General features: G+C 70.7%; 18 protein-coding genes. 5 read left to right on the forward strand and 13 right to left on the reverse strand.

Translation table 11 applies throughout. From position 1 onward, the window contains the following. Positions 1 to 213: 213 nt before the first annotated feature. Positions 214 to 1,794 carry an ABC-F family ATP-binding cassette domain-containing protein gene (locus tag AB5J73_RS11050; protein WP_370969600.1) on the forward strand — a complete coding sequence of 527 codons (1,581 nt, stop codon included), beginning with the start codon at positions 214 to 216 and terminating at the stop codon, positions 1,792 to 1,794. Positions 1,795 to 1,844: 50 nt separating this feature from the next. On the opposite strand, the gene AB5J73_RS11055 is transcribed toward AB5J73_RS11050, so the two are convergent. From AB5J73_RS11055 to AB5J73_RS11085, 7 genes are all read right to left on the reverse strand, one after another. Next, positions 1,845 to 2,270, reverse strand: coding sequence for a heat shock protein transcriptional repressor HspR (locus tag AB5J73_RS11055; RefSeq protein ID WP_370969601.1), 426 nt, complete (start codon positions 2,268 to 2,270; stop codon positions 1,845 to 1,847). A 5-nt stretch (positions 2,271 to 2,275) separates the two neighbouring features. Continuing rightward, positions 2,276 to 3,448: a molecular chaperone DnaJ gene (gene dnaJ, locus AB5J73_RS11060; protein WP_370969602.1), complete on the reverse strand. Its 1,173-nt coding sequence runs from the start codon at positions 3,446 to 3,448 to the stop codon at positions 2,276 to 2,278. A gap of 36 nt (positions 3,449 to 3,484) precedes the next feature. Continuing rightward, the gene (gene grpE / locus AB5J73_RS11065; RefSeq protein WP_370969603.1) at positions 3,485 to 4,192 is read right to left on the reverse strand and encodes a nucleotide exchange factor GrpE; all 708 of its coding nucleotides are present in this window, start codon (positions 4,190 to 4,192) and stop codon (positions 3,485 to 3,487) included. Continuing rightward, positions 4,189 to 6,057, reverse strand: a complete 1,869-nt coding sequence (gene dnaK / locus AB5J73_RS11070; RefSeq protein WP_370969604.1) for a molecular chaperone DnaK — start codon at positions 6,055 to 6,057, stop codon at positions 4,189 to 4,191. Before dnaK ends, grpE begins: the two co-directional genes overlap by 4 nt. Positions 6,058 to 6,236: 179 nt before the next feature. Further along, a complete protein-coding gene (locus AB5J73_RS11075) occupies positions 6,237 to 7,676 on the reverse strand; it encodes an alpha/beta hydrolase (RefSeq protein WP_370969605.1) in 1,440 nt (479 codons plus the stop codon). Between the two features lie 68 nt (positions 7,677 to 7,744). Continuing rightward, positions 7,745 to 7,978: a hypothetical protein gene (locus AB5J73_RS11080; protein WP_370969606.1), complete on the reverse strand. Its 234-nt coding sequence runs from the start codon at positions 7,976 to 7,978 to the stop codon at positions 7,745 to 7,747. Positions 7,979 to 8,007: 29 nt separating this feature from the next. Beyond that, entirely contained in the window at positions 8,008 to 8,778 is a 771-nt protein-coding gene (locus AB5J73_RS11085; RefSeq protein ID WP_370969607.1) for a DUF4097 family beta strand repeat-containing protein, read from the reverse strand. Positions 8,779 to 8,951: 173 nt separating this feature from the next. On the opposite strand from AB5J73_RS11085, the gene AB5J73_RS11090 reads away from it, so the two are divergent. Next, positions 8,952 to 9,485 carry a YbhB/YbcL family Raf kinase inhibitor-like protein gene (locus tag AB5J73_RS11090; RefSeq protein ID WP_370969608.1) on the forward strand — a complete coding sequence of 178 codons (534 nt, stop codon included), beginning with the start codon at positions 8,952 to 8,954 and terminating at the stop codon, positions 9,483 to 9,485. 42 nt (positions 9,486 to 9,527) lie between these two features. Here AB5J73_RS11090 and AB5J73_RS11095 read toward each other — a convergent pair whose 3' ends face one another. From AB5J73_RS11095 to AB5J73_RS11105, 3 genes are read right to left on the reverse strand one after another with little or no spacing between them, the layout of a single operon-like run. Next, positions 9,528 to 9,962: a GNAT family N-acetyltransferase gene (locus tag AB5J73_RS11095; protein WP_370969609.1), complete on the reverse strand. Its 435-nt coding sequence runs from the start codon at positions 9,960 to 9,962 to the stop codon at positions 9,528 to 9,530. 21 nt (positions 9,963 to 9,983) lie between these two features. After that, complete coding sequence (locus tag AB5J73_RS11100) at positions 9,984 to 10,544, reverse strand: TetR/AcrR family transcriptional regulator (RefSeq protein WP_086864339.1); 561 nt, start codon at positions 10,542 to 10,544, stop codon at positions 9,984 to 9,986. Further along, on the reverse strand, positions 10,541 to 10,870 hold the full coding sequence (locus AB5J73_RS11105; protein WP_370969610.1) for a multidrug efflux SMR transporter: 330 nt from the start codon (positions 10,868 to 10,870) through the stop codon (positions 10,541 to 10,543). Before AB5J73_RS11105 ends, AB5J73_RS11100 begins: the two co-directional genes overlap by 4 nt. A 154-nt stretch (positions 10,871 to 11,024) precedes the next feature. Here AB5J73_RS11105 and AB5J73_RS11110 point away from each other — a divergent pair, with 154 nt between their 5' ends. From AB5J73_RS11110 to AB5J73_RS11120, 3 genes are all read left to right on the forward strand, one after another. Beyond that, positions 11,025 to 13,238 (forward strand): (Fe-S)-binding protein, encoded by a 2,214-nt coding sequence (locus AB5J73_RS11110; RefSeq protein WP_370969611.1) that lies wholly within the window; start codon positions 11,025 to 11,027, stop codon positions 13,236 to 13,238. Positions 13,239 to 13,539: 301 nt separating this feature from the next. Next, entirely contained in the window at positions 13,540 to 13,986 is a 447-nt protein-coding gene (locus tag AB5J73_RS11115; RefSeq protein WP_160697346.1) for a DUF742 domain-containing protein, read from the forward strand. A 16-nt stretch (positions 13,987 to 14,002) separates the two neighbouring features. Then, positions 14,003 to 15,010: a cation diffusion facilitator family transporter gene (locus AB5J73_RS11120; RefSeq protein WP_370969612.1), complete on the forward strand. Its 1,008-nt coding sequence runs from the start codon at positions 14,003 to 14,005 to the stop codon at positions 15,008 to 15,010. Between the two features lies 1 nt (position 15,011). Here AB5J73_RS11120 and AB5J73_RS11125 read toward each other — a convergent pair whose 3' ends face one another. The 3 genes from AB5J73_RS11125 to AB5J73_RS11135 form a co-directional block, all read right to left on the reverse strand. After that, entirely contained in the window at positions 15,012 to 15,704 is a 693-nt protein-coding gene (locus AB5J73_RS11125; protein ID WP_370969613.1) for a CAP domain-containing protein, read from the reverse strand. Positions 15,705 to 15,859: 155 nt separating this feature from the next. Continuing rightward, positions 15,860 to 20,254, reverse strand: coding sequence for a hypothetical protein (locus AB5J73_RS11130; protein ID WP_370969614.1), 4,395 nt, complete (start codon positions 20,252 to 20,254; stop codon positions 15,860 to 15,862). A 75-nt stretch (positions 20,255 to 20,329) separates the two neighbouring features. After that, positions 20,330 to 20,800 (reverse strand): MarR family transcriptional regulator, encoded by a 471-nt coding sequence (locus AB5J73_RS11135; protein WP_370969615.1) that lies wholly within the window; start codon positions 20,798 to 20,800, stop codon positions 20,330 to 20,332. Between the last annotated feature and the right edge of the window lie 32 nt (positions 20,801 to 20,832).

The following is a 20,832-nucleotide window of genomic DNA, read 5'->3' on the forward strand; positions in this document are numbered from 1 at the left end:
AGCCGGGAGGGGCTGCTCGCGGTTGCCCGATATTCGCTTGGCCGCCGCCACTTCCGCGAGCTAGCCTCGCGATCATGTACTCCTGTCCCGTCTTCATGAGGTTGCGGATCCGCCGCTGACGGCGGTGCACCCACCTTTCTGCCCGCCGTTCCGGTCCTCGCCGGGCGGCCGCTTCCGTGCTGCCCGGCTCCCTCCTGAGCCGCGGAGCAACCTTTGTCTTCTGCCCTTTCCACCCTGACCCAGCACGCCCACCTGCGCGCGGAAGGCGTCGGCGTCACCCTGGGCTCGCGCCGGGTGCTGCACGACGTGAGCGTCACCGTTTCCGCCCGCTCGCGGCTGGCCGTCGTCGGCGAGAACGGGCGTGGCAAGACCACGCTGCTGCACGTCCTCGCCGGTCTTCGCGCGCCCGATCACGGTGTCGTCCACCGGACCGGCACCGTCGGCGTCGCCCGGCAGGCGCTGCCGTTCCGGTCCGGGGAGACCGTCGGGACGCTGACCACCGAGGCGTTGCGGGAGGTCCACGCCGCTCTGCGCACCCTCGACGCGGCCACCGAAGATCTCGCGAAGGCGACCGAAGGCGCCGAAGATCGCTACGCCGTCGCGCTGGACGCGGCCACGCGCCTCGACGCGTGGGACGCCGAGCGCCGCGTCGACGTCGCCCTCGAAGCACTCGACGCCTGCGCCGACCGCGGCCGCGAGCTGAGCACGCTCTCGGTGGGGCAGCGCTACCGCGTGCGGCTGGCCTGCCTGCTCGGGGCGCGGTACGACTTCCTGCTGCTCGACGAGCCCGGCAACCACCTCGACGCCGCCGGCCTGGCGTTCCTCACGACCCGCCTGCGCGGGCACGACGGCGGGGTCGCGCTGGTCAGCCACGACCGGGCGCTGCTGGCCGACGTCGCCACCGAGTTCCTCGACCTCGACCCCAGCCAGGACGGCCGCCCGCGCCGGTACGCCGGTGGCTACGACGCCTGGCAGGACGGGCGGCGCCGTGACCGTGAGCGGTGGGTGCAGGACCACGAGGAACAGCAGGACACCCACCGGCAGCTCGCCGCCGCGGTGGCGCAGGCCCGCGACCGGCTCAGCACCGGCTGGCGCCCGGACAAGGGCACCGGGCGGCACCAGCGGCAGACCCGCGCGCCCGGCGTCGTCCAGGCGCTCAACCGGGAACGGGCCGCGCTGGAGGCCCACCGCGTCACCGTGCCCGAACCGCCGTTGTCGTTGCGGTGGCCGGATCTCGGCGCCGGCGGCCGGGGGACGCTGGTGCGCGTGGCGGACGTCAGCGTCGACGGCCGCCTGACCGGCCCGATCACGCTGACCCTCGACCACGGCGACCGGCTGCTCGTCACCGGCGGCAACGGCGCCGGCAAGTCGACGCTGCTGTCGGCCATCGCCGGCGAGCTCACGCCGTCCACCGGCTCGGTGCGGCACCTGGCCGGCGCGCGCGTGGCGTTGATCGGCCAAGAAGTCCCGGCCTGGCCGGACGACCGCACCGCCCGCGAGCTGTACGAGCGGGCCGGCGTCCCGTTTTCGGCGATGGGTCTCCTCGACGCCGAGGCGCTGCGCACCCCGGTCGGGCGGATGTCGCAGGGGCAGCAACGCCGGCTCGACCTCGCACTGCGGCTGGCCGGACGGCCGGACGTGCTCGTCTTCGACGAACCGACCAACCACCTGTCGGCGGTGCTCGTCGAGGAGCTGACCGAGGCCTTGCTGGGCACCCCGGCCGCGGTGGTCGTCGCGACGCACGACCGCCGGCTGCTGGCGGACCTCGCGGCCTGGCCGCGATTGGAGCTCTGACGCACGAAGGCCTCCCCGGTCACCCGGGGAGGCCTTCGAAGTTCACGTGCTCAGCGGCGCTTGGGGCGCCAGACCACCATCGCCGTCTGCTGGTTGAGCGGCACGAGGTCCCGGCGGTAGGACGCGTGCGCCGCCGCCGCGGCCTGTTCGCCCGCGACGTACGCTGCGGTCAGTTCTTCGGTCAGCTCGGCGATCCGGGCGCGCAGCGCGTCGACCTGGTTCTCCAGCTCGATGATGCGCTTGATGCCGGCCAGGTTGACGCCGTCCTCCTGCGACAGGCGCTGGACCTCGCGCAACAGCGCGATGTCCCGCATCGAGTAGCGCCGCCCGCCACCGGAGGTGCGGCCCGGCGACACCAGGCCCTGCCGGTCGTAGGTGCGCAACGTCTGCGCGTGCATCCCGGCGAGCTGGGCCGCCACCGAGATGACGAACACCGGGGTCTCTTCGTCGCCTTCCTGCGGGATCCCGCCGAACATCCCACTCACCTGCCTTCGAGCAGCTCAGTGATCTCGGGCCGGGGGTCGTGCCCGGCCATCGACTCGGCGTACGCCTGCAGAGCTTCGCGCGCCTTGTCGTCCAGTTTGGCGGGAATCGCCGCCTGGAGGGTGACGAGCAGATCACCTTGCGAACCGTCGCGCTTGGCGATGCCCTTGCCGCGCACGCGCAGCACCCGTCCGCTCGCCGTGCCCGCCGGCACCTTGAGCGAGACCTTGCCCTCGAGCGTGGGCACCGTGATCGTGGTGCCCAGCGCCAGTTCCGTGAAGTCCACCGGCACGGTGATCGTCAGGTCGAGCGCCTTGCGCCCGAACAGCGCGTGCGGAGCCACGTGCACCCGGACGTACAGGTCGCCCGCCTGCGCCCCGCCCCGGCCCGGCTCGCCCTGACCGGCCAGCCGGATCCGCTGGTCGTCGTCGACGCCCGGCGGGATCCGCACGGTCAGCGTGCGGGTGCGCGTGCTGACGCCTTCGCCGCCGCACTCGGGGCACGGGTCGTCGATGATCGTCCCGCGGCCGCGGCAGTCGCGGCACGGCTCCGAGAACGCGAAGGCACCCTGGCTGCGGCTGACCAGACCCGAGCCCGAACAGGTCGGGCAGGTCCGCGGTGACGTACCCGGCTTCGCGCCGTTGCCACCGCACGTCGAGCAGGTCGCCGGGCTCGACAGCCGCAGCGGCAGGGTCGCGCCCTTGACCGCCTCGGTGAAGTCGATCCGGACGTCCGTCTCGACGTCGGCACCGCGCTGCGGCCGGTTCGCCGTCGCACCCGCCGAAGCTCGGCCACGGCCGAACAGCCCGCCGAGGATGTCCCCGAGCCCGCCGAAGCCGCCCTGCTGGTTGGCTCCGGCCTGGCCGAAGATGTCGCCGACGTCGAAGCTGCCGGTGCCGCCGCCACCGGGGAAGTTGAACCCGCCCCCGGCGCCGCCGAACAGCCGCCGCGCTTCGTCGTACTCCTTGCGCTTGCTCGCGTCGGAGAGCACGCCGTAAGCCTCGGAGACCGCCTTGAACTTCTGCTCCGCCTCGGCGTTGCCGGCGTTCGCGTCCGGGTGGTTCTCCTTGGCCAGCTTCCGGTAGGCCTTCTTGATCTCGTCCGAAGTGGCGTCGGAAGAGACGCCCAGTTCACGGTAGAAGTCCTTACCGATCCATTCCCGTGCACTCATCGGGCGTCTCCTCCTCCCACTTGAACCGGATACGTCTTACTGCTGCTGTTCATCGACTCCGCCGCCGAGTGGCAGCTCGCCACCGACGGGCGGGTCCACCGGGGCCGCGCCGGGCTCGTGGTCGGTCACGCCGACCAATGCCGCCCGCAGTACGCGGTCCCCGAAGCGGTAACCGCGGCGCATGACCACGGTGACCGTCGGGCCCGCCACGTCCGGCGAGGTGTTGTGCTGCACGGCTTCGTGCACGCTCGGGTCGAAGGGCTCGCCCTCGTTGCCGAACGACTCGAGCCCCGCGCGCTGCAGGCCGCTGATCAGCTTGTCGCCGACCGCCTTGAACGCCCCGGTGAGGTCACCGTGCTGCTCGGCCCGCTCGAGGTCGTCGAGCAGCGGCAGCAGGTCGTTCACCACGGTCGCCTTCGCGCCGAGAACGACCGCCTCGCGGTCGCGCTCGACCCGCTTGCGGTAGTTGGCGTACTCCGCCTGCAGGCGCTGGAGGTCGGCGGTGCGCTCGGCCAGCTCCTTCTCCACGTCGGAGACCACCGACACCGAGTCGTCCACAATGGACTCGCCGAGCGAGGGGCCCGCGTGTTCCACGGGCGCCTCCTCCGGCTCCGGCGCGGCGTGGGCCGGACCGGGCGGGCGGACCTGCCCGGTCTGGGGGTCCACCCGACGCCGATCCCGCACGACCACCGGCTCCTCGGGGCCTCGGCCCTGGCTCTCGGATTCGTCGTAGCTGTGGGTCACTTCTTCTCGTCCTCTTCGACGATCTCGGCGTCCACCACGTCATCGGCCTTGGCCTGGCCGCCGGCCGCACCGGCGTCGCCGGCCGCACCCGAAGCGCCGGCCGCACCGGCCGCCGCGTCGGCGTTCGCGTTGGCGTACAGGGCGGTGCCCAGCTCCTGCGAAGCGGTGTTCAGCTTCTCGATCGCCTCGCGGATCTTGGTCGAGTCCGTGCCCTTCAGGGCTTCGTTGGCCTCGTCGATCGCGGACTTGACCTTGCCCTTGAGCTCCTCGGGCAGCTTGTCGTCGTTGTCCTTGAGGAACTTCTCGGTCTGGTAGACCAGCGTCTCGGCCTGGTTGCGGGTCTCGGCCTCTTCGCGGCGGGTCTTGTCTTCCTCGGCGTGCGCCTCGGCGTCCTTGACCATGCGCTCGATGTCGTCCTTCGGCAGCGCGGAGCCACCGGTGATCGTCATCGACTGCTCCTTGTTCGTGCCCAGGTCCTTGGCCAGGACGTGCACGATGCCGTTCGCGTCGATGTCGAAGGTGACCTCGATCTGCGGCACGCCACGCGGGGCGGGCGGGAGACCGGTCAGCTCGAACATGCCGAGCTTCTTGTTGTGCGCGGCGATCTCGCGCTCACCCTGGAACACCTGGATCTGCACCGACGGCTGGTTGTCGTCCGCGGTGGAGAAGATCTCCGAGCGCTTGGTCGGGATCGTGGTGTTGCGCTCGATGAGCTTGGTGAACACGCCACCCTTGGTCTCGATGCCCAGCGACAGCGGGGTCACGTCCAGCAGCAGGACGTCCTTGACCTCACCCTTGAGCACACCGGCCTGCAGCGCCGCGCCGACCGCGACGACCTCGTCCGGGTTCACGCCCTTGTTCGGCTCGCGGCCGCCGGTCAGCTCCTTGACCAGCTCGGACACGGCCGGCATGCGGGTGGAACCACCGACGAGCACGACGTGGTCGATGTCGCCGACGGCGATGCCCGCGTCCCGGATCACGTTGTTGAACGGGTTGCGGGTGCGCTCGAGCAGGTCCGAGGTGATCTTCTGGAACTCGGCGCGCGACAGCGTCTCGTCGAGGAACAGCGGGTTCTTGTCCGCGTCCACGGTGATGTACGGCAGGTTGATGCTGGCCGAGTTCGAGCTGGACAGCTCGATCTTCGCCTTCTCCGCCGCCTCGCGGATGCGCTGCAGCGCCATCTTGTCCTTGGTCAGGTCGATGCCGTTCGTGGCCTTGAACTTGTCGACCAGCCACTTGACGATGCGCTCGTCCCAGTCGTCACCACCGAGGTGGTTGTCACCGGAGGTCGCGCGGACCTCGACGACGCCCTCGCCGATCTCCAGCAGCGAGACGTCGAACGTACCGCCACCGAGGTCGAAGACCAGGATGGTCTGCTCCTTCTCGCCCTTGTCCAGGCCGTACGCCAGCGCGGCGGCGGTCGGCTCGTTGACGATGCGGAGCACGTTCAGGCCGGCGATCTGGCCGGCCTCCTTGGTGGCCTGACGCTGCGCGTCCTCGAAGTACGCCGGGACGGTGATCACCGCGTCGGTGATGGTCTCGCCCAGGTACGCCTCGGCGTCGCGCTTGAGCTTCATCAGCACGCGGGCGCTGATCTCCTGCGACGTGTAGTTCTTGCCGTCGATCTCGGTCTTCCAGTCGGTGCCGATGTGCCGCTTCACGGACCGGATCGTCCGGTCGACGTTCGTCACGGCCTGGTTCTTCGCCGGCTGACCGGTCAGCACTTCGCCGTTCTTGGCGAAGGCGACGATCGACGGGGTGGTCCGGGAGCCTTCCGAGTTGGCGATGACCGTCGGCTCGCCGCCCTCAAGGACGGCGACGACCGAGTTGGTCGTGCCGAGGTCGATGCCGACCGCTCGCGCCATGGTGCTTTCCTCCTGTGTAAGCCTGCTATGTTCGTGACCTGCACGTTCGTCCCCGCCTTGAGCGGGTCCCTGGCAAGTTTAGTCTGGTCTTCGCGGGCCTCGTCAAGCCGGACTTGAGTCGACTGCGCTCAACCTTTGTACCCAGCCTAACGACCCGGTCCGGGTTCTTGTTCCCGGGTTCAGCGGCAGATGTGCCCGCGAGCGGGTGTGACACCGCTCACCAGGTACTCCACCTCGGCCGCGCGGGCGCACGCCGAGTTGAACAGGCCCGTGTGGCCGTCGTCGGTGCGGGCGAGCAGGACCGAGCCGTCGATGCTCGCCGCCAGGCCGCGGGCCCAGGACAGCGGGGTCGCCGGGTCGTGGGCGCCGCCGACCACCAGGATCGGCGGGGCGCCGCGGACCGGGTGGGGCTGCGGCGGGTTCTTCGCCGGGATCGGCCAGCCGGTGCAGCCGCTCGCGAAGTCCCAGTACTCGGAGTACCGCCAGCTGTGCGGGGCCACCGCGCGGAGCAGACCGGCCATCGCGCCCATGTCCATCGGCCCGGTGAACGGCGACGGGAAGTCGTGGCAGCCGATCGCCCGGTACGCCCCGTAGATCGGGGACGAGAACTGGTTCCGCTCGGTCAGCGCGCGAGCGTCCGGGAACTCGCCGCCCGCGGCGGCCAGTGCCTTGCCCAGCGCCGGCCACTCGTCCCGGAGGTAGAGGTGGTTGTAGACGCCGGCCGAGATCTCGTCGGCCGTCGCCGGGCGGCCCAGATCGCTCGCCCACACCGCGCCGTGCGCCGCGCGGGCCACGACGTCGTCGTAGAAGCGGAGGACGTCACGCCCTTGCAAGGCGCAGTCGGCCGCCCCGCGGCACCAGTCCGCGAACCGGACCAGCGCGTCCTCGGTCGCCGCGGCCTCCTCGAGGATCGCCTTGCGCAGCGGCCGGGCGTGGTCGACGGCGCCGTCGAGCACCATCGTGCGCACCCGGCCGGGGTGCTTCGACGCGTAGACCGCGCCCAGCTCCGTGCCGTACGAGAGGCCCAGCCACGAAATCTTCGGCTCGCCCAGCGCGGCGCGGATCGTCTCGATGTCTTCGGCCGCGCTCTGCGTGTCCGCGTTCGCCAGCAGCGGCCCGGTGCGGGCCAGGCAGTCCGCACCCGCCTCGCGGTTGTGCGCCACCAACGCGTCGAACCCCGGCCGGGACGCGGGGAACCGGTCCAGCGCCGGATCCCACAACGACGGGCCGCACGTGATGCGCGGCGTGCTGAACCAGTCTCCGCGCGGGTCGAAGCCCACGACGTCGAACCGCTGCCGCAGCCGGGCGAGGTCCGGCGACGCCAGCCCGCCGAACTGCACGAACCCGACCCCGGAGCCGCCCGGCCCGCCCGGGTTCACCAGCAGCGAACCGATCCGGTGGGCCGGATCCAGCGCGGGCAACCGGGCCAGCGCGAGCCGCGCGGACCCCAGCTCCGGTTTCGCGCGGTCGATCGGCACGTCGACCGACGCGCATTCCGCCGTCGGCTCCTGCTGCGTGGCACAAGGTCGCCACGACAGCGGAGAAGCTTCGGCGACGGCCGGCACCGCCGCCATGACCACGACCGCCGCGGCGACCGCGGCGATCCGGCGCAGATCCATGATGCGTTTCCTCCCCCTGCACGCCGTCCTTCGGCGCACCCCATTCCTAACAGCGACCACCGACAGGATCAGGAGCGGCGGGCGGTCCAGGAGGAGAAGAAGAAATCGGAATTTCCTTGTCGCACAACGACTTCCGCGGGCGTTCCCACCCAGGAAGTCACTCGATAGTGGGAATCCGCGGTGACCGGCACCCCCTGCGCCGGCGTCGCCGCGGACTCACCACGCGCGAAGCCGACGACCCCGAACATCGCGACCGCGCCCAGCAGCGCGGCAGCCAGCACGCGCCGTTCGATCTTGCCCATCGGAAAATGTCCCCCGTAGTAAGGAAAAGTCAGGCCGCGCGGACCGTGACGCTGCCGCTGTCGGTCGTGAGGTCGAGCGTGTGCGCCGCGGCTCCGTCCGTCGGCACGTCGATGTCGCGGTGCCCGCTGTCGCTGCCGCCGACGACGCGGTACGGCCCGCCCGGCACGGTGACGTCGACGCTCCCGCTGTCGGCCTTCACCTTCACGTTGTTGGCCTGCTCCAGCGAAAACTCGACGCTGCCGCTCTCGGACGTCACGTCGACCGGGCCGCGCACGCCCTTGCCCTCGATGCTGCCGGAACTGGCGTGCACCTGGACCTCGCCGACGTTTTCCAGGTCGATCCCGCCGCTTTCCAGCCGCAGCTTCACCAAGCCCGGCACGTCTTCCACCTTGGCGTGCCCGGAATCGGCCTGAACGTCCACACTGGCCACCCCGCGCACGTCCAGCCCGCCCGAGTCCAGCTTGCCGTTGACCGGCACGCCTTCCGGCACGACGACCTCGAAGTCGACCGAGCAGTTGTTCCCGCAGTCGGTGAGCACGAGCTGGTCGCCGTCGACGCGGTAGAACGTGTCGCCCGGCTTGCCGCGCCAGTGGTAGTTCACCGTCTGGCGCACGGTCGACGGTCCCGAGCCGGTGCGGATCTTCACCGAACCCGAGTCGCCTTCCAGCTTCACGCTGCGAATCGTCTCCGACAGGGTCCTGCTGTTCTCGAAGTCCGATCCCCAGCCCCAGCCGAACGCGGTCGCCAGCCCGACGCCGATCAGGACGATGCCACCCAGAGCCAATAGCGGGCGCGCCATGGTCGTGGTCCCCTCAGTGTTGTTTCCTCTGCGTGAAGAACGCTATGGCCGGTGCGGGGCCGAGTACATGGGGGTAACCCCCCGAAAGACCCTGAGATCCGTCCCTGACACGCGGGGGCGGTACCGGGGGCCTAACCTGACGCAAGACTCCAGTTCCGTGATCAGGAGGATCCATGCCGCACGCACCCGGCCCGTACGAATCCCTGCCCGACGTGCCGTCGTTCACCCTTCGCAGCACCGACGTCGCCGACGGCGAAACCCTGGCCACGCCCCACTTGTCCGGCATCTTCGGCGCCGGCGGCGAGGACCGTTCGCCGCAGCTGGCGTGGGAGGGCTTCCCGGCGGAGACGAAGAGCTTCGCGATCACCTGCTACGACCCGGACGCCCCGACCGGCAGCGGCTTCTGGCACTGGGCCGTGTTCAACGTCCCGGTGTCGGTGACGGAGCTGGCCTCCGGCGCGGGCGACGGCTCGGGCCTCCCCGAAGGCGCGGTGACGCTGAAGGGCGACGGCGGGGTCAAGCAGTTCCTCGGCGCGGCGCCCCCGCCCGGGCACGGCCCGCACCGGTACTTCTTCGCGGTGCACGCGCTGGACGTCGACAAGCTCGAGGTGCCGGCGGACGCGACACCGGCGTTCCTGGGCTTCAACATGTTCGGGCACACGCTGGCCCGGGCCGTGCTCACGCCGGTGTACGAGAACAAGGGCTGAGTTCGCCGGCGGGCCCGGCACCGTTGCCCAAACGGTGCCGGGTCAGCGCAGCGCTTCCTGGTTGACGCCCTCGCGCTCCAGGTACCGCCCCTTCGTGTGCTCGCCGAAGCCGAACTGCCGGTACAGCCCGTGAGCGTCGGCGGTGTGCAGCATCCAGCGGAAACCGGCGCCGGGGCCGTTGTCGATCATCTCCCGGACGAGCTCCTTGCCGAGGCCGGTGCCGCGCGCGGAGTCGACGACGAAGACGTCGGCCAGGTACGCGCTCCCCACCCCGTCCGAGAACGCGCGCGCGAAGCCGACCTGCTCGCCCCCGCGGTAAGCGCCGACGACCCGCCACGACCCGTCGACCGCCGCCTCGACCTGGGCGCGCGTGCGCCAGCGGCCCCAGTAGGCCTCGGTGGAGAGGAACTTCCACACCACGTCGAGGTCCAGCCGCTCCCGGTCGTCGTCCAGCTCGTACTCACCGAAGGTCCGCATGATCCGAAGCTAACGACCGAGTCAACGCGGTTTCAGCAGGTAGTCCACGACGGGACGCAGCTCGTCCGCGGACGGTGGCTCGTCGTCGATGAGGCCCTGGATCAGCAGTCCGTCGATGCCCGCGAGGAACACCCGGAAGGCCACTTCGTCGTCGTGGCGGACCATCGACGTCAGCACGTCGAGCCAGCGCCGGGCAGCCGGGCGCAGCTCCGGCTTCCGCGCGGCCAGCAGGTACAGCTCGTACTCGGCCATCGTGCGCCCGCGCCGTGGGCCCAGCGCTTCGGCGAGCAGGCCCGCGACCTCCTCGGCGCCGCGCGAACCGCGTGACCGGGCCCGGTCGATCATCCAGTAGACCTCGGTCGCCATGTCGCGGGCGCACGAGATGAGCGTCGCGATCAGCAGGTCGTCCAGCGACGAGAAGTGGTAGGTCGTGGACGTCGTCGGCACGCCGGCCTCGGCCGCCACGGTCCGGTGGGTCACGCCCGCGACGCCGTCGCGCTCGATGATCCGCAGCGTGGCTTCGATGATCTCCGCGCGCCGCTTCTCCCCCCGCGCCTTGCGGCCGTCGACCTGCAGTTTCACGTCGAAGCACTCCCGAGTTCGATCAGCACCACACCGCCGATGACCAGCGCCAGGCCGGCGATCATGGCCGCGTTGACGGGTTCCTTGAGGAACACGACGCCGACGATCGCGACCAGCGCGACGCCGGCCGCGGCCCAGATCGCGTAGGCGACACCGATCGGCAGCCCCATCTTCAGCACGTACGACAGGGCGACGAACGCGACGGCGTACCCGATCACCACGACGACGGACGGCCCGAGCTTCGAGAAGCCCTCGGAGAGCTTCAGCGAGACCGTCGCGGAGACCTCGGCGGCGATCGCCAGCGCGAGGAGGAGGTACGCACCCATAGGGTGAAAACTACCTGAACGATCGTCCCAAAACAAAGAGCGACGTACACCACATCGGTGGGACTTAGGCCCACTCAACGGGTTACTCATCAGTAAGGAAGGTTAGTCTCCCGGCACCACCACAGTTTTGAACCGGACGAAAGGCACCCGAACGATGGGCGCTCTGCAACTGACGCTCGGCGGGATCTCGGTCCTGCTCGGCGTCGTCGCCTGGGGAATGTTCGCCGCGACGATCGCGCGCTTCGTGCGCATCATCCGTCTCGGGCAGCCCGATTCGACGCGCAACGGCCCCTTCATGCCCCGCATGAAGACGCTGATCAAGGAGTTCGCCGCGCACACGCGGATGAACCGCAAGCGCAGCGTCGGGCCGGCGCACTGGCTCGTGATGTGGGGCTTCCTGCTCGGCTCGCTCGCCCTGTTCGAGGCGTACGGCGAGGTCTTCGTGCCGAGCTGGGGCTGGCCGATCCTCGACGACTTCCCGCCGTTCCAGCTGCTCATGGAGCTGCTCGGGGTCGGGACGATCGTCGGCATCCTGGTGCTGATGGCGATCCGCCAGCGCAACCACCCGCGCCGCGCCGACCGCCAGAGCCGCTTCCAGGGCTCCAACTTCAAGTGGGCGTACTTCATCGAAGCCGTCGTCCTGATCGAGGGCATCGGCATCATCGGCGTCCGCGCCGCGAAGGCCGCGCTCGGCGCGCACGAGACGCCGACCTGGGCCGCCTTCGTCTCGAACCCGCTCGGCGAGCTGCTGCCGGCCAGCCCGAACCTGGTCACGGTGTTCGCGTTCGTCAAGCTGATGAGCGCCACGGTCTGGCTGATCGTGGTCGCGCGCACGATGACCATGGGCATCGCCTGGCACCGCTTCAGCGCCTTCTTCAACATCTACTTCAAGCGCGAGGCCGACGGCGGCGTCGCACTGGGCGCGCTCAAGCCGATGACGAGCGGCGGCAAGGTCCTCGACCTCGAGGAAGCCGACCCGGACGAGGACACCTTCGGCGTCGGCAAGATCGAGGACTTCAGCTGGAAGGGCTGGCTGGACTTCTCGACGTGCACCGAGTGCGGCCGCTGCCAGGAGCAGTGCCCCGCGTGGAACACGGGCAAGCCGCTGTCGCCGAAGCTGGTCATCACGCAGCTGCGTGACCACGCCTACGCGAAGGCGCCGTACCTGCTGGCCGGCGGCAAGCGGGACATGGCCGGTGACGAGGTCGGGTTGTCCGGCGACAACATGTACGCGGGCATCGACGTCCTCGCGATCGCCGAGTCGCAGAAGGCGCTCATCGGCGACGACGGCGGCGTCATCGACCCCGACGTCCTCTGGTCCTGCACGAGCTGCGGCGCCTGCGTCGAGCAGTGCCCGGTCGACATCGAGCACGTCGACCACATCGTCGACATGCGCCGCTACCAGGTGATGATCGAGTCGTCGTTCCCCAGCGAGCTGAACGGCATGTTCAAGAACCTGGAGAACAAGGGCAACCCGTGGGGCCAGAACGCCAAGGACCGGCTGGCCTGGACCGAGGACCTCGACTTCGAGGTGCCGGTGTTCGACGGCGACATGGGCGACGCCGAGTACCTGTTCTGGGTCGGCTGCGCCGGCGCGTTCGAGGACCGCGCGAAGAAGACGACGCGGGCGGTCGCCGAGCTGCTGCACATGGCCGACGTCAAGTACAAGGTGCTGGGCTCGGAGGAGTCCTGCACCGGCGACCCGGCCCGCCGCGCGGGCAACGAGTTCCTGTTCCAGATGCTGGCGCAGCAGAACGTCGAGGTCCTGAACTCGGTGTTCGAGGGACGTGAGCGGAAGGCGCGCAAGGTCGTCGTGACCTGCGCGCACTGTTTCAACACCCTCGCCAACGAGTACCCGGAGCTGGGCGGCCAGTTCGACGTCGTGCACCACACGCAGCTGCTGAACCGCCTGGTGCGGGAGAAGCAGCTGGTGCCGGTGGCGCCGGTCGCCGAGGACGTCACCTACCACGACCCGTGCTACCTCGGCCGCCACAACAAGGTGTACGAGGCGCCGCGCGAGCTGGTCGGCGCGACCGGCGCGCGGCTGCGCGAGATGCCGCGGCACGGCGACAAGTCGATGTGCTGCGGCGCCGGCGGCGCGCGGATGTGGATGGAAGAGAAGATCGGCAAGCGGATCAACGTCGAGCGCGTCGACGAGGCGCTCGGGACGGCGCCGTCGAAGATCGCCACCGGCTGCCCGTTCTGCAAGGTCATGCTGAACGACGGCCTGACCGCCCGCCAGAGCGACGGCAGCGCGAGCGAGAAGGTCGAGATCGTCGACGTCGCGCAGATGCTGCTCGAGTCGGTCAAGCGCAAGCCGGCGTCGAAGCCGCTACCCACCGGAGCGCCTTCGCTCGCAAAAGAGTGACACGACATTTCGGGTAACCGGCCCCGGCCAGGAACTTCCTGGTCGGGGCCGTTTACATTGCGCTATTCGCATTGATGTAGCCATTGCGCTACGCGTTGTCACAGGTCCACTAGCTGGGATTTTGGCGCGGTAATCGTTTTCTTGAAAGTTGTTCATGAAATTCACCGAAATGGCCCATCAGGTAAAGGACAAACGAAGGCCTGAACCCTGGACAACGGGCGTATCCTGACGTTTCCTTCGCCGCCGCCGTTGCCAGCGAAGGCTTCCTTTCGACGATCACGGAAACAGGGGGCGGCCAGGTATGAGCGAGGACCGGAGCACCACGACCGGGCGACACGCTCTCCGCACCTACATCGACGACATGGACGTCCGGTTCCCCGGCGCCGGCGCCCAGGACCCCGTGCCCGCCCAGCGGACACTCGTGCGCCCGTACGTCCTGACCCGCGGCCGCACGCAGTCGCGCCGGCACCTGGCGATCGAAGCGCTCGTCTCGACGCGCGCCGGCGCCCACTGGAACGGCGCCCGGCTGACCGGCGAGTTCCGCTCGGTCCGCACGCTCTGCTCCCGCCCGCGCTCGGTCGCCGAGGTCGCGGCCACGCTGAGCGTGCCGCTCGGCGTCGTCCGCGTGCTGCTGGACGACATGGCCGAGCAGGGTCTGGTCACCATCCACGACAACCGGGTCAACGCCGAGGGCCGCCCGGCGGTGGCGCTGATGGAGCGCGTTCTGCACGGCCTGCGCAGCCTCTGAGCATTACGCTCACCGGGTGAGCGAGGAATCCGCGAGCCCTGGTGGCGAAAGCACTCTGACCGTCCTGCTCGCCGGCGGGGTGAACCTGGCGATCGCCGTGATGAAGCTGATCGCGGGCATCATCACCGGCTCGGGCGCGATGCTCTCCGAAGCGGCCCACTCGGTGGCCGACACGTTCACCGAAGTCCTGCTGCTGACCGCGTTGAAACGTTCCGACCGCCCGGCCGACCGCGTGCACCCCTTCGGCTACGGCAAGGAGCGCTACTTCTGGTCGCTGCTCGCGGCGGTGTCGATCTTCGCGTCGGGCTCGATGTTCGCGCTCTACGAGGGCGTGTCGACGCTGTTCGGCCACGGCGAGGCGCAGAGCACGTCGATCCTCAGCTACATCGTGCTGGCGGTGGCGTTCCTGCTCGAAGGCACGTCGTGGGTGCAGGCGGTGCGCCAGACCGTGCGCGAGTCCAAGGCCGAAAACCGGTCGTTCTGGGCGTACCTCCGCCTGATCGACGACCCGACCCCGAAGACCGTCCTGTTCGAGGACTCCGCCGCGCTGATCGGTCTGCTGGTCGCGTTCGCCGGCATCGGGCTGCACCAGATCACCGGCTCGGAGGTCTGGGACGGCGTCGCGTCGATCGTCATCGGCGTGCTGCTCGCCTTCGTCGCCTACCTGCTCGGACGGACGAACCGCGGCCTGCTCATCGGCCGCCAGGCCAACCCGGAGATCGTCCGCGGCGTCCGCGACCACCTCTCGGCCGCGCCGGAGATCGAAGCCGTCGTGGACCTGCAGACCATGCTGATGGGCACCGACCAGGTCCTCGTCTGCACCCGCGTCGACTTCGACGACTCCCTGAGCGCCGGCGACCTCGAACGCGCGTGCGTCCGGCTCGCGGGCGAGCTGACGGAGTCCTTCAACGACGTCACCGAGGTGTTCATCGAGCCGGTGCCGCGGACGGATCCCGAGCTGCGCGCGACGGTGCTGGCGCGCTACGGCGACATCGCGGAGCGGTGGAGCGCCCCGAAGCCGTAGCTCAGTAGCCGAAGTCCTGGACCCAGTACCAGCCCGTCTTCGTGAGGCCGACGCCGAGCTTCTTGAGGCTGCAGTTCAGGATGTTCGCGCGGTGGCCCTCGGAGTTCATCCAGGCGTCCATGACCTGCTCCGCGGACGTCTGCCCCTTCGCGATGTTCTCCGCGCCCGGCTTCGCGTAACCGGCGATCTTGATGCGCTGGTCGAACGTCGTGCCGTCGGGGCTGGTGTGCGAGAAGAAGTCGCCGGCCGACATCTGGTCGCTGTAGTCCTGCGCGGCCTTGGTCAGGTGCGCTTCCTCGGTCAGCGGGTCGCAGCCCGCCTTCGCGCGCTCGTCGTTGACCAGCGCGAGGACCTGGCCGGTGGCCGTGGCCGCGACGCGGGCCGCGGCCTTGGTGGTCGGCGGCGGCGCCTCCGACGTCGTCGGCTGCGCGGGTGCGGAGGTCTCGGTCGGGGTGGGCGCCGCGCTGGACGTCGTCGGAGCCGGGCCGGTGGAGGCGGGCCCGACCGGTTTGTCCGGCTGGGCCTGGCCACCGGCGAGGTCGGTGCCGCTGCCGCCACCGGAGCCGGCGGGCGCGTTCGGCAGCACCAGAGCCGCGGCGCCGAGCTCTGCGGTGTTTCCTTCCGCAGTGGCCATCCAGGTGCCGGTCGCGGCGGAAAAAACGCCGAGCAGCACACTGAGTGACACCATCACCACGCGAGCACGTTCACCAAGGGGGGACACGGCGCAGGAACGTATCACGGGACGATTACGACGAGAACCTGCTAACGCACTGATCACATTTCTTCGGTCGCCCTCGTCGCCGACGGGCAGGAATTTCGCGGCAATCGGACGCTCCCGCGTTACTCCGTTCAGCCGCCGCGCACGACGAACGTCGCGTCGCCGGACGCCGACACCGGGCGCCCGGTCGGGTCCTGCCCGGTCGCCGTCGCCTTGCCCGTGAACCCCTGTTTCCCCGCGACAGTCGTGCAGGTGTAGGTGATTTCGGCGTCCGCGGCCAGTTCGGGCACGGTGTGCGCGCACGACGGCGTGCGGTCGTCGACGACGGACACCGCGGTCAGCGGCACGTCACCGGTGTTCTTGACCAGGACGGAAAACGTGACGGTGCCGTCTTCCCGGACTTCGTACGGCGTCGCGTCCTTCATCACCGCGATTTCGGGGTGGACGACGTCGACTTTCGCTTCGGCCGACGATTGCGCGGAGCGACCGGTCGGATCCGTTCCGGTCACTTCCGCGGGAGCGGTGAAATCGTCGTCCGACGCTTTTCGGCTGCAGGTGTAAGTCCACGTCGAACCAGCAGGCAGGCGGTCGAACCGCCGCGCGCACGGCTGATCGTCCACAACGGACAATCCGGTCAGTGCGACGTCACCGGTGTTGCGCACGACGACGGTGAAGGTGACCTCGTCGCCGGCGCGCACCACCTTGGGCGTCGCGTCCTTCACCAGCTTCAGCGCCGGGTGGATGACGTCGACCTCGTCGGTGTCCGCGGCCGTGAGCGGCGGGCCGACGGGGGCGTTCGCCGTGGCTTTCGCGGTGGTGGCGACGTCGTCGGCCGGGGCGGTCGTGGTGCAGTCGAACTTCTGCGCGGCGCCCGCTTCCAGCTTGTCGAACGTCTTCGCGCAGGACGCGTCGACCCGGATCGCGGTCAGCGGCCCGTCGCCGGTGTTGGTGACGGTGATCGTCGAGGTCACGGCGTCGCCCGGGCGGAACGGGCCGCCGTGGATGTCCTGGGCGAGCCCGAGCCCCGGGTGCAGCACGGTGTACGCCGCGTCGTCGGTGGCGCTGACCTGGCGGTTCGTCGGATCGGTTCCGGTCGCGGTTGCGGAGCTCACGAAATTGTCGGTGCCGGCGGCTACCTTGCAGGAGTGGCGCTGGGTGGCGCCGGGGAGGAGGGTGCCGATGGACTGAGCGCACGCCGGAGTGCGACTGTCCACAACGGACACGTCGGTCAGTGGCACGTCACCGGTGTTCGCGACGACGAGGGTGAACGTCACGGTGTCGCCTTGCCTGACCTGCGCGGGCGCCGCGTCGTCCGTGATCGTGACCGCGGGGTGGATGACCTTGACCGGGACCTCGGCGGTGGCGGTGACCGGACGGTTCGTGGCGTCGGTACCGGTCGCTTTCGCGGTGGCGGCGAAGTCGGCGTCGCCGGCGACTTCGGTGCAGCTGTAAGTCTGCTTCGCCTGTGGCTCGAGCGGTCCCAAGGACTTGGTGCAGTCCGGGGCCCGCTGGTCGGCCACCGAAACTTCCCGCAGCAGGCTGTCGCCGGTGTTCGTGACGGTGATCGTCGACGTGACGGTGTCGCCCGGGCGGACCAGCTTCGGGTCGGCGGACCTCGTGATCGCGATGGCCGGGTGGACCACGTCGACGGCGGCGACGGCGGAGGCGGTGACGTCCGGGCCGGTCGGTGGGGTGGCGCTCACCCGCACGGTGCGGGTGACGTCGTCGGCCGGAGCCGTGGCGGTGCAGCCGAACTCGCGGGTGGCGCCGGGCTCGAGGGCGCCGTCGATCGCCTGGGTGCAGCCGGTGGTCCGCGCGGCTTGCGCGTCCGTGACGTGGAGGCCGGCCAGCGGCACGTCGCCGGTGTTGCGCACGGTGATCCGGAACGGCACGGTGTCGCCCTCGCGGAACGGGCCGGCCGTGACGTCCGCGGTGATCGCGACGGCGGGGTGCTGCACGACGAACGCGGCTTCCGCGCCGGCTGTGACCGGGCGGACGGTCGGATCGGTGCCGGTAACCACCGGCTTGTTCGCGAAGCCGGTGGCGCCCGCGACGGTCGTGCACGTGTACGTCTGCGTCGCCTGCGGCTGGAGCGTGCCGAGCGGCTTCGCGCACGCGGCGACCTGGTCGTCCGCGACCGCGACGCCGGTGAGCGGCACGTCGCCGGGGTTGGTGGCGGTGATCGTCCAGGTCACCGTGTCGCCTTCGCGGACCTGCGCCGGTGCGGCCTTCGCCGCGAGCGAGACGGCGGGGTGGATGACGTCGACGACGGCGTCGTCGGTGACCTTCACCGGGCCGCCGAGCTGGTCCTCGGCCGTCGCGGTCGCCGTGTTGGTGAAGTCGTCGGCCGGGGCGGGCGCGGTGCACGAGTACGTCTGCTTGCCCTGCGGCGGCAGCGCGCCGATCACCTTGGCGCAGGCCGGGGTGCGGTCGTCGGTCACGGCGACGTCGGTCAGCGGCGCGTCGCCGGCGTTGGCCACGGTGATCGTGAAGGTCACCGGGTCGCCGGCTCGGGCGACGGCGGGGGCGGCGTCCTTCGTGAGCGTCAGCGCCGGGGTGATCACCGTGACGGTGGCCGACGCGGTGGCGGTCACCGGTTGCCCGCTCCGGTCGGTGCCGGTGGCGGTCGTGTGGGACGTCGTGGTGCGGGACGGGTTCGCCGTGCACGTGTACGTCTGCGTCGCGCCCGCGGCCAGGCCGGCGAAGGTGCGCGAGCACGACGTCGTCGTGTCGTCGGCGACGGTGACCGGCGCCAGGGGGCTGTCGCCGGTGTTGTGCACGGCGACGGTCCAGGTGACGGGGTCGCCGGCGTGGATCACCGGCGGGTTCGCGGTCTTGGTGAGCTCGACGGCGGGCGCGATCGTGGGCGCGGGTGCGTCGGCGGTGGCCATGACCTGCTTGCCGAGCTCGTCGGTGGCCGCGGCGGTCGCGGTGGTGACGCCGTCGGCGATCGGGGCCTTCGCCGTGCACTCCCACGTGCGGCTCTCGCCGGGCGCGAGCGTGCCGGGCGGCGACTGCGCGCACGAAGGAGTCTTCGGGTCGGTGACCTGGAGGCCGCTCAGCCCGGTGTCGCCGGTGTTCACGGCCTTGATCGTGAACGTCGCGGTGTCGCCGGCGCGGTAGGCGGGCCGGTCGGCCGTCTTCGTGAGGCCGAGCGCCGGGTGCAGGACGTCGACGTGGGCGGCGGCGACGCCGTCGAGGTGGTCGCCGAGCGCGCTCGTGCCGGTCGCCTTGGCCGAGTTCGTGAAGTCGTCGGCCGGGGCGGGTCCGGTGCAGGTGTAGCTGGCCGTCTGGCCCGGGGCGAGCGTGCCGAGCGGCTTCGCGCACGCGGGGACGGCGTCGGCCGTCACCTGCACGCCGGTCGCCGGGACGCCGCCCGGGTTGGTCACGGCGACGGCGAACGTGACCGGGTCGCCGGCGTGCGCCTTGGGCTGGGTCGCGCGCAGGGCGAGCTGGAGTTCGGGCACCGGCACCGAGAACGCGAGGTTCTGCGCGAGGTAGGCGTCGCCGCTGGTGACGAAGCCGAGCTTCGCGCTGGTCGCGCCGGCGGCGACACGGTCGACGTTGAACGCCTTCGCGTCGACGCTGAAGGTGTTCTTCGCGGCCGGGGCGGCGGCGTTGTCGGCGTTCGAGACGAAGAAGTTCGACGTGCCGCCGGTCGCGGGCTCGGCGGCCGGGGTGCCGTCGACCAGGAACTGGTCGCCGGAGGCACCCCAGTCGCCGTCGTACGCGGTGACGCCGAGGTGCGCGTCGGCGGCCGCGGCGCGGAAGCCGGTGATCGTCGTCTCGGCGGCCGGGGCGCCGGCGGTCTGGTTGACGTGCCCGTCGTACACGACGACCTTGCGCTTGTTCGGCGCGTAGTCCGCGTTGCGCTCCGGGTAGGCGTAGACGAGGGCGACCGACCACCCGCCGACGCAGCCGAAACCCTTGGGGGCCCAGACGTTCCCGACCGTCAGGTCGAGCGCGGTCCCGGTCGGGGCGGTGGCGAACCGGTCGGTCACGTCGGCGTGGGCCGAGTAGTAGCCCGCGTCTTCGGCGTACCCCGAGGGCGCGAGGTCGACGGACTTCGCGCTGCCGACGGTGAGCCGGACGTTCTGCTTCGCGGGCGTCCCGGGCGGGAGGACCGCGCCCTGGCACGTCGTGCTGCCCGCCCAGTTCAGGCGGGCGAAGGCGATCTTCGCGCCTGGCGGGATGCTCACCGACGCGCTCGCCGAGTCGAAGGTGGCCGGGTCGGCGTCGATGTCGGCCCACTGCAGGAAGAAGTCCTCGTTGGCGAGGGTGTCCTTGCGGTCCGCGGTGTTCGCGCAGGCCGCGGGGGTGGCGACCGGACCGGACGTCGGCGCGTGGTCGGCGGCGACCGGGCAGCGCAGGACGCCGTTGCCCGCGTACAGGAAGTCGCCGTAGACGACGGCGTCGTAGCCCACCGCGAACGGCGGGACCGCGGTCGCGCTCGCCGACGGCACGACGGCCGAGGCCAGGAAGACCAGTGCCAGCACCACAACCAGGCGAAGCGGTCGTTCGGGCAACGGCACTCCTCGCCACCTCCGGGGTCGAGACGACCTTGGGAGCCTGGCACGAGCGCCGGGTTTACGCCCTCGAACTCACTCGTTCGTGGAGCCGGTCAGCTTCACCGTCGACTCGTGGGTCAGGGACGTCGCCGCCTCGACGAAGCCGATGACCGTCCGGAGTTCGTCGTCGGTGTAGCGGTCGCAGAGCTCGTACATGCCCTTGACCAGGTGGTCCCACAGGTGCACGCCGCTCGCGATGGCCTGCTCGTCCAGCGCGATCAGCACCCGCCGGCGGTCGTCGGGGTGCGGGCGGCGGTCGACGATGCCCTTGCGCTCCAGCCGGTCGATCATCGCGGTCACGGACGCCGGGGCGAGTCCGGACAGGCGAGCGAGCTCCTTCGGGGTCTGCGGCCCGAAGCGCGCGAGGTAGTCGAGGACCTTGCTCTCCACCGCCGACAGCCCGCGGGTCTCGGAGATCGCCGTGTGGAACATGACCGTCTCGGTCGACAGCTCCCGCGACCTGAGCAGGACTTCGTCGACCAGGTGCGCACGCTCGCTTGACACGGCCCTCAGCCTAGCGCACTCTTTAGTTCGAC

Origin of the sequence: Amycolatopsis sp. cg9 (assembly GCF_041346945.1) — a bacterium.
In the GTDB taxonomy this organism is placed as follows: Bacteria; Actinomycetota; Actinomycetes; order Mycobacteriales; family Pseudonocardiaceae; genus Amycolatopsis.